Here is a 9216-nt window from a genome sequence, read left to right on the forward strand (position 1 = left end):
ATCGGGGAAAGTACGTCTGGTTTTATTCATGGACACAGCTCCTAAGTGGTGATTATCCACCTTAAGTTAGTGTCCACGAAGGGCGGGACAGACCAAAAGCAATCGTCTAGTTGTGTAGTAGTATGAAAAGTGCCAAGAGAATAAGGGGTTTTTTTGATGAGATTTGGAATCCCCCCCCCTCTCCGCCAAACACCCCTAAAGTGTTGTTTTTACAGTAAATTCAGGTTATATAAGGCTTTTTTCTCCTGAGTTCTACACAACACTCCTACACATTGGCAATAAGGATTCAGTTTTCTTCTTGGCTTCCTATACTCTGGATCGGAACTCAATGAACGATGCCAATGTTACCCACAGGCCTGCAACGCCACCCCCAATCCGGCACCTACTATCTTCGTCGTCGTATCCCTACTGACGTTCTTGTTTGCTATCCCGGCAAAAAAGAAATCACGTTTTCGCTACGCACCAAAGACTACCGCACGGCAGTCGAGCGCCATCGCGCGGAAGAAGCCCGTCTGACCTCCGAGTGGGAGGAAAAACGACAGCGGCAGGCGGAGCGTTACGCGCGTACGCAACTTGCCGCCATCACCCACATCGACGCACTTACCCCTGAAGTCATCGACGCCATCTGCCTGCACGCAGAGTCGGCCAGCCTTGCCGGGGATGAAGCACGCCGCGAAAACGGCCACTACACGCTGGATGAAATCGAGGAATACCAGACCGGCTACACCGAGGCTAATCGCATCCTCAAAGGCGCGGTGGCCATTGGTGACTACGAGCTACTGCGTGGCCCGCTGGTGCAACGAATGATTAGAACAGGCGTGGCGGCGTTCGAGTTGGTCAACATTCATGCTGGCGCTAGTGTTTGTGCTGGATTTTAAGACAAGGTCCGGCGCGCCATGAACATGTGCTGACCTGTACCTGTTTTCATGCAGTTTTGTCCTATCTGTAAATGGCTCACTTTCCTACGATTTGGTTTCACTGCCCGGGATGACCGATGTGGCAGGCATGGAGAACAACAGGAGAGACAAATGGCTAGCTTGCAGATGCCCTCAGAGGAGGGTGTGGATGACGATTTCACCCGCAGTCCGGTACCGGCAGGTGCCAGAATGCCGCGTTTTGGCCTGACCATGGCGTGGTGGTCAGTGTGTAGTGCCATGTTCTGGATTGTGGTTTCCGCCACCTTGGCGCTGAATTATGGGTCGGTAAATACGCTGATAGGACTCGGTTTGTCGGCGATCAGTTATTCCATCATCAACGGAATCATCACCCGGCATGCCATTCGTACTGGCCTGTCAGTTTCACTTTTTTCACAAACCTTGTTTGGTCGTTCCGGTGCACCGCTCGCGACGCTGATCTTTTTCGCAACCGCCATCTATTACGCCGTATTTGAAGGTTCGGTCATTGCGGTGGCTATCCAGTCTTATTTCCCTGTGCTGTCCTTGCATCAGGCCTATCTGCTGGTGGTGGCCTACAGCGTGCCCTTGGTGTTTGGCAGTGTGCAGCGCTGGCTGGACAAGCTCAACGGTGTGTTGCTGCCGTTCTACTTGCTGGGACTGGTTGCGGCGGTAGGCTTGACCTTGCATGACTTCGGTTATAGCCCTGCCTGGCTGGCCGTGGTCCCTGCCGGCGGCGCGCCTGTCAGTGGCTGGTGGAGTTGCTTTTGCTACTTCATGGGGGTGTGGATACTGATGATGTACACCTGGGACTACGCACGCTTTGGCCGGGAAGAGGACAGCCAATACCATGCGCGGCTAACCTTCGGCTTACCTTTTTATGTTTTTACTTTTGTCATCAATGGTGCCATCGGCATTTTTCTGGCGAACAGCATCCCTGGGAATGGTTCACTAAGCGAAGTCTCCGTGGTGCTGGCATTGCTCAAGCTGATGGGTTTTGTAGGCTTGGCTTTTGTCTGGGTCAGCCAGACTCGTATCAACACGGCTAACTTCTATCTGGCTACCATCAATATGCAGGGTTTTTTCGAGCGGGCCCTGGGAGTCCGTTTGCCGAAGATTGCATGGGGGGTTGTTGTCGGGGCCGTGGTCTATCTGCTGATGTTGACCAATGTGTTCAGTTTCATTCTGCAGGCGCTGGCCTACCAGGGCATTTTTGTGGTGGCTTGGGTGGGTGTGGCACTGGCTCATATCCTGTTTCTGCCTGATGACAATGCCTGGGGTGATGATGTGCCCATGGTACGTCGTGAGGGTGTGACTGCCTGGTTTGTTGCCGCAGGGCTGGGCATCGCATTGATGCAGGCAGGGCCGTTCATGGCGCAGTGGTCGGCACCATGCAGTGCGCTGGTTTCATTTGGTTTTTACGGTTTGTTGCAGCGCCAGAGGATGGCCAGTAATGCGACAGCCTGAGTTGTGGACATGTGATAACTCCTCCCTTGCGCCCGATCTTTGTCGGGCGTTTTTTTCATTGTGGTAACCGTTCACACCTGAACCATTCTTTCTGCACATCCATACAAGCGTGGGATGGCCGCTGCTCTTAACTTAGCAACATACCGGTAACACCGGCATAACAAAGGAGAGCAACGTGACCCAACGTCACCCCAACCCTTCAGGAGTGGACCCGATCACGCTGGCCGTGGTCCGGGGCGCCCTTGAGACGGCACAGCGAGAGATGACGCTGACCCTGGAGAAAACCGGGCGTTCCAGTGTTTTCAATCTGGCACATGACTACAGCAATGCCTTATTCGATCACTTGCCGGAAATGGTATTGCAAGGGCAGGACATCCCTATTCATCTGGGATCACTCATACCGGCCATGAAAGCGGTAGCCGGCTATTTCGGGGATGACATCCACGAAGGTGATGTTCTTTACCACAATGACCCGGCCTATCAGGGCAGCCATATTCTGGATTGCTGTATGTACAAGCCGGTGTTCTACCAGGGTGAGCTGGTGTTCTGGACGGTTTGCAAGGGCCATCTAACGGATATAGGTGGTCCGGTGCCTGCTGGTTATAACCCGGATGCACGGGAAATTTATGCCGAAGGTCTACGTATTCCTCCGGTAAAACTGTGGGATCGTGGCCGCCGTCGTGATGATGTGGTCAATTTGCTGATGTGCAATATGCGTGCCCGTCGTGATCAGGAGGGGGATCTGAATGCGCAGTACGGCGCATGCCGTGTGGGCGAACGCAATGTTCTGGCTTTGCTGGATAAGTACGGTGTGGAAACGGTACGGGCCGCGATTGCCGAACTGAAAGATATGGCTGATCGTCATATGCGTTCACTGATCCGTTCCATACCCGATGGGCATTACCAAGGTAAGGCTGTATTGGAAGACGCTGGTCACGGTTATGGTGAGCTGACTATTCAGGCCGACATTACCGTCCGTGATGACACAGTCCACATTGCCATCGAAAGCCCGCCGCAGCTGCCGTATTTCATCAACTCTTATGCGGGCAACTCCATGTCCGGCATTTACCTGGGCCTGATGATGTTTGCCCAGGTGCCACCGCCCTATAACGAAGGTCTGTATCGCTGTGTGACAGTGGACCTGGGTAAACCCGGCACGCTGTGTAATGCCACCGAGCCGGCTCCCCACGTCAACTGCACCACGACACCGATGGAAACGCTCACCGATGCAGTACGGATGGCCTTTGAAGCGGCTGCGCCCGAGCGGGTTACAGCGTCATGGGGACATGCCAGCGGGATCAATATCGCCGGCATCAACCCGATTACCGGTGAGCAATACGTGACCATGGTGCTGGCCTCCATTATTTCTGGCGCAGGGGCGACCCGCCATATGGACGGTTGGCACGCTTGTGGCCCCTTGTGTTGCTTCGGTGCTTTGAGTTCAGGTGATGTCGAGCTACTGGAGTATGCCTACCCGATTATCATCCATCGCTATGGCTTGCTCACCGACAGTGCGGGTGCCGGTCGCTTCCGGGGAGGGAGTGGCACGGTGTGGGAGGTGGAGCCGATTGGGCATGAAATGACGGTGATTTCCTTTGGTGAGGGACGGCAGATTGGCACCATGGGGGCGGCTGGCGCGCAGGACCGCTTGCGGGAGCGCAAACTGGGCCGTCTCGAAATAATGGCTGACGGGAAAAGCACAGTGCATCGCCAGAATGTGATCACTCATATCCGCCCTGGACAGCGCGCCCGCAACGTCAATCCTGGGGGAGGTGGCTATGGTTTGCCGTGGCAGCGCCCGCTGGATGAGGTGTGCGACGACGTGAAAAACGGTCTGGTGTCGGCCGAAGCCGCACAACTGGAATATGGTGTGGTGCTCAAGTCAGACCTGAGTGTGGATAGAGAGGCAAGCGAACGCTGCCGATGCGAGATGAACCGGCAGGGAGATAAGGCATGAAAAACCAATTTCGCCTGGGTGTGGATGCTGGCGGTACCTTTACTGATTTTGTGCTGGTAGAACAGGATGGCACGATCCGCTTGTTCAAGAGTCCTTCGACGCCGGAGGATGGCACCCGTGCCATCGCGGCTGGTCTGGCGCAGATGTCAGAGGCACTGGACCGCTCGGTCAGTGACATCGTTAGCAACTGTGACCTGTGCATCAATGGCACGACTGTGGCATTGAATGCCCTGATCGAACTGAAGGGGGTCAAGGTAGGGCTGATTTGTAGTGCCGGGCATGAGGACAGCATTGAAATCCGGCTTGGTCATAAAGAAGAAGGCTACCGTTACGATGCCAGCTACCCGTCGGCACCACAATTGGTACCGCGCCATTTGCGCCGCCCGGTTGCAGGTCGCATTCTGGCCGATGGGAGCGAGTATGCACCACTGGACGAGGAGGCCGTGTTGGCCGCCATTGAATATTTCCGTGAGCAGAAAGTGGAAAGTGTTGCCATCTCGCTGCTGTGGTCGGTCAGTAATGCGGCTCATGAGCAGCGGGTCAAGGCGTTGGTCGAGCAGCATCTGCCGGGGGTGTTCGTGTGCAGTGGCAGCGAAGTTTACCCGCAGATCCGGGAATACACGCGTACTTCCACCACCGTGGTCAATGCCTATCTCAGTCCGGTGATGGGGCGGTATGTAAATCGTATTGACGAATACTTCCGTAGCTTGGGTGCTCGTAGTCCTGTGCGTTACTACCAGTCCAATGGTGGGCTGGCCATTGGTAACGTCATGAAAGAACGTGCGGTCAATGCCATCAACTCGGGCCCGGCTTCAGCGCCTCAAGCGGGTTTGTATCTGGCTGGCCCGTTTGGTATCGACAACGTCATTACCGTGGATATGGGGGGGACCTCATTTGACATTACCTTGGCCAAGGGCGGGCAAACCAATCTGAATCGTGATATCGACTTCCTGCGACAGCGCATTGGCGTCCCCATGATACATGTGGAAACCCTGGGCGCTGGGGGCGGATCCATTGCCCGGCTGAATGATTTCGGCATGCTGGAGGTTGGCCCGCATAGTGCGGGTGCCAATCCTGGACCTGCTTGCTATGGCAAGGGTGGTGACCAGCCGACAGTCACCGATGCCAACTTGTTGCTGGGGTATCTCAAGCCGGATGCAGTGCTGGGGGGGAGCATACGGTTGGACTTGCCACGGGCCCAGCAGGCTATTGCCAGCCAGGTAGCTGAACCGCTGGGAATCAGTATTGAGCGTGCTGCCTATGGCATCAGTACGCTGGTCAATCTGAACATGGCCAATGGTATCCGTCGTATTTCCATTGAGCAGGGTTACGACCCGCGTGACTTTGCGCTGATCTGCGCGGGTGGGGCTACCGGCATGCATATCACGGCGCTGGCGGAGGAGCTGGGGGCGCAGCAGGTGCTGGTGCCCAAGTTTGCTTCTTGCCTTTGTGCTTTCGGGCAGGTGATATCCGATGTCAAATACAACTATCTGGCCAGCATGCCGATGCGTCTGTTGCCTGGCTGCGCTTTGGAGGAGCTGGAGGCTAGGTTTGCCGAAATGGAGGCTCGGGGCCGACACAATCTGATGCTGGATGGGTTTGAGCCGGAGCAGATCCATATTCGTCGCAGTGTGGAGATGCGCTATGTAGGACAGATCCACGAATGCACGGTGGAATTGCCCGGCACGCCATTGCAAGAGGGCAGTCTGGCTACGGTGCTGGCAGCCTTCCATCAGCGGCATGAGGCCTTGTTCACCTATGCCGAGCCACAAAACCCGGTAGAGCTGGTTAATCTGGAGTGCACGGTGAGCGGTCTGGTCAGCAAGCCGCAGTTGCCATCACTTCCCCATAATCCGGATGCTGTGGAAGATGCACATGACGGATTCCGGCCCATGCTGTTCGATGACAGCGCGCGCTGGGTAGAAACGCCAGTCTATGCAGGTGAGCGGCTGGCAGCTGGATGTCGCATTGTCGGCCCGGCTGTTATCGAGGAGGCCACTACCACCGTGGTATTGCGTCCGGGCTGGCAGGCCAGCTTGCATGAAAGCGGCACCTATCATCTGACCCGTTGGCACGCGGTCTGAGTAGCCCGTTGATACATGGCCGACGTGGGGAATTGCTTCACGTTGGCCGAAGATTCACATTGCCTACAGGAACCATTCCATCAATCATGTAAGTCACGGATCAGCAAACCTTCCGCATAACAACAAATGGCGGCATGGGGCGAAAGCAGCCCGGGGTGGTCAAGAGGAGAAGACAATGACGGTACATTTTTCCACGCAAGCGGTGAAGCCGCTGGAGCGTTACCAGCAGTGGCAGGACATCATTGGTCAGAGCTATTTTGAGTTGCAGTTGAAGTTTCTCGACAAAAGCCATTTTGATGGCGATCTTCGCCTGTGGCAGCTGGGTGACCTCTCGTTGTCCCGGCTCTGCTCCAGCCCCACTTCCTATCAGCGGCTGAAGTCACATTTGCACTACCAGATGGACGAATACTTTCTGGTTACCATCCCTTGTCAGGACAGCATTCATTTCAGCCAGATGGGGCGACAGGTGGAGTGTGCGCCGGGCTGTTTCTTGCTGGAACACAGCAATGAGCCCTATCAGTTTGACTATCACCGTGACAACACCCTGTGGGTGCTTAAAGTTCCAGGTCGTCATCTACGGAATCGACTGCGCTCACCAGATCGTTACTGTGCCATGCGATTTGATGCCCAAACGGGTGTGGGTAATCTGTTTGTCAATTATGTGCAACTGATTACCGCCCAACTCGATAGTCTGGGGGGGAGCGAGCTGGCTATGGTGGGCAAGCAATTGACCGAACTGCTGTGTACGGCTCTGGAAGGGGATGGTCGTTTGCTCACGTCATCCGAATCTGTCGTGCGCGCCGCTCATCTGCGTCGTATTGAGGATTATGTGCGCCTTCATCTTGGTGACCCGGGACTCAGTACGGAAACCATTGCCGGAGCGTGCCATATTTCTACCCGTTACCTGCATTCTCTATTCAAGGATACCGGGCAGACTTTTTCCCAGTGGTTGCGCGATCAGCGGCTGGATAATGCCTATCAGTCCATGATGGGTGCTTCGTTGCGCCAACCATTGTCGGTGCTGGCTTATCAGTGGGGTTTTACTGATCAGTCGCACTTTTCGCGGGTGTTCAAGCAAAAATATGGTTGCACACCGGGTGAACTCAAGCGCTCCATTCGCTCGGGTACTTCGACACAAGAAACCTGATGGAAGGTGTTATCTGCCTGTACGGCGCATGGCAGAATCTGTTCTCATGGCAACAAGCCCGACCTGCCGGTCCGGGCTTGTTTCTATTTGGGCTACTTGAACGGGAAGACCAGGCGAAGGTTAAGGAAATCGCCACCGGTATCACTGCGTGTCTTGAAACCGTGGTTGTAGATGACCATGACACTTACCTCGTTGAACTGATAGCCAAGTAGCGGGCCTATGCCGTAGTTGCTGGCACGACAGCCGCCCTTGTTAGCACAGGCTGCTGCACCGCTGCCACTGTCATCACTGATCTGGTTTTCCTGATGAGCCCCTAGGCCGAATGTCCAACGGCCTACGGTTTTTGCGGCGGTATAGTCGATGGCTAATTGCTGGCCTGATTTGTAATGGGTGTCCGGGTTGGTGAAGTTATAAGCCCAAGAGGCATCGGCGCTGAGATTCCAGCCATCGTGCAGCCAGCTGACTGCCAGCGTGGGCTGCAATGTCCAGAATCCATTTGCGGCCCCGACAAACGTACCTTGCGGCAGGCGGTTGGGGGAGGAGCTGCCATCCGGCAGGTAGACATTAAGCCCGGCTTTTACATGCCAGTCATTGGGTAATGTCCATGAGAGTTGCCCTGGCACCAGGATAGTATTGAATGTTCCCCAGCGGCCATTCGAGGGTATGCCATTGCCTGTCAGCGTGGTGTAGTCGAAGGGTTGGGCCAGGGCGACAGCATAGTCTGCGCCCAGCACTTTCACGCCGGTAGACCAAAGTACAATCGGCACCTCGATCAAGGCATCGACCTTGCTGCCGGTTTTCTGGCCATTGTGATCATAAACATCAAAAGAGGCCCAGTAGTTGTTCAGTACGCCATAGACCCCTTCGGGCGGCAGGGCTCCGGCGGCAAAGCCCTCGTTGATGCCCCGCAGGTGAGGGTCCCACAACTCCTGTGCGCCGGCATGCTCATGAAGCACGGCTCCTGTTATCGCCAGAGTCAGCAGTGCTGTTGTCATCGTTTTCATCTTCATCTTGTTCATTGTCCTTATCCATGTTTTTGATGCCATCGATCTCTTACGGTCACGATTCGCAGGGAGTGCCGGTATTGGCAAATTGAGGGTAAGTTCAATGAATTCAGTGATATAGGATGAAAGTGAATGAAAAAATGATTACGCCTGAATGGCTGGATTGTTACATATGCTGGTGCGACATGGCCTCCATGTACCCTACTGTCTGTTTACGTACCCGCCGTTGTGCCCAGATTATTTTGGGTGTACGAAGAGGGTCGAAGTGCGGGCCCAAGCTACTGTGGAAAGCAGGTGTGTAACGCCACGGGCAGCTAGCAATTGATTGCTGATGTTTCGCAAGATTCATCCCAATGACCACTAAGGCCGAACTGCTGCCGACCTTGCCTCTTCAGCGCCGGTTGCTCAGTCAGAGCTCTCTTTTTGCATGATCGGGAGTGGCAACTGGTTACCAAAAATACGAATGTGTTCGAGTGTAAATTGTTTGGGACGGCGGTTTCAAGAGCTAAGTGCAACACCAACCAATTAAAGGTTAAGTTGTTGCATGCAAAGAACTTATGAGCACCTCAGTGCCGAAGAACGCGGGTTCATCATGGCAATGAAACAGCAGGGAGAGAGTGCCAGGGCCATTGCAAAGGCATTGCACCGGGCTCCCAGCACGATT

Annotated in this window: 7 protein-coding genes; 6 read left to right on the forward strand and 1 reads right to left on the reverse strand. The window is 54.9% G+C overall.

Annotated features, from left to right (window positions below):
- Positions 1-341: 341 nt before the first annotated feature.
- From DFR38_RS20645 to DFR38_RS20665, 5 genes are all read left to right on the forward strand, one after another.
- Positions 342-878, forward strand: a complete 537-nt coding sequence (locus tag DFR38_RS20645; RefSeq protein ID WP_059287041.1) for a DUF6538 domain-containing protein — start codon at positions 342-344, stop codon at positions 876-878.
- 150 nt (positions 879-1028) lie between these two features.
- Positions 1029-2360, forward strand: coding sequence for a purine-cytosine permease family protein (locus DFR38_RS20650; RefSeq protein ID WP_059287040.1), 1332 nt, complete (start codon positions 1029-1031; stop codon positions 2358-2360).
- Positions 2361-2535: 175 nt separating this feature from the next.
- Positions 2536-4317 (forward strand): caprolactamase subunit beta, encoded by a 1782-nt coding sequence (gene capB, locus DFR38_RS20655; protein ID WP_199054747.1) that lies wholly within the window; start codon positions 2536-2538, stop codon positions 4315-4317.
- Positions 4314-6401: a caprolactamase subunit alpha gene (gene capA / locus DFR38_RS20660; RefSeq protein ID WP_059287039.1), complete on the forward strand. Its 2088-nt coding sequence runs from the start codon at positions 4314-4316 to the stop codon at positions 6399-6401. Before capB ends, capA begins: the two co-directional genes overlap by 4 nt.
- Before the next feature lie 175 nt (positions 6402-6576).
- A complete protein-coding gene (locus DFR38_RS20665; protein ID WP_059287038.1) occupies positions 6577-7548 on the forward strand; it encodes an AraC-like ligand-binding domain-containing protein in 972 nt (323 codons plus the stop codon).
- A gap of 92 nt (positions 7549-7640) precedes the next feature.
- On the opposite strand, the gene DFR38_RS20670 is transcribed toward DFR38_RS20665, so the two are convergent.
- Positions 7641-8567: a SphA family protein gene (locus DFR38_RS20670; protein ID WP_059287037.1), complete on the reverse strand. Its 927-nt coding sequence runs from the start codon at positions 8565-8567 to the stop codon at positions 7641-7643.
- 529 nt (positions 8568-9096) lie between these two features.
- On the opposite strand from DFR38_RS20670, the gene DFR38_RS21965 reads away from it, so the two are divergent.
- On the forward strand, positions 9097-9216 hold a 120-nt coding region (locus tag DFR38_RS21965), incomplete at its 3' end, for a helix-turn-helix domain-containing protein (protein WP_146215901.1).

The sequence above is a fragment of the Aquitalea magnusonii genome, from assembly GCF_003202035.1.
Taxonomy (GTDB): Bacteria; Pseudomonadota; Gammaproteobacteria; order Burkholderiales; family Chromobacteriaceae; genus Aquitalea; species Aquitalea magnusonii.

Bases quoted from the DNA above. Each gene is read 5' to 3' on its own strand.
- DFR38_RS20645 (WP_059287041.1), top strand. From the start codon at position 342: ATGTTACCCACAGGCCTGCAACGCCACCCCCAATCCGGCACCTACTAT.
- DFR38_RS20650 (WP_059287040.1), top strand. From the start codon at position 1,029: ATGGCTAGCTTGCAGATGCCCTCAGAGGAGGGTGTGGATGACGATTTC.
- capA (WP_059287039.1), top strand. From the start codon at position 4,314: ATGAAAAACCAATTTCGCCTGGGTGTGGATGCTGGCGGTACCTTTACT.
- DFR38_RS20665 (WP_059287038.1), top strand. From the start codon at position 6,577: ATGACGGTACATTTTTCCACGCAAGCGGTGAAGCCGCTGGAGCGTTAC.
- DFR38_RS20670 (WP_059287037.1), bottom strand. From the start codon at position 8,567: ATGAACAAGATGAAGATGAAAACGATGACAACAGCACTGCTGACTCTG.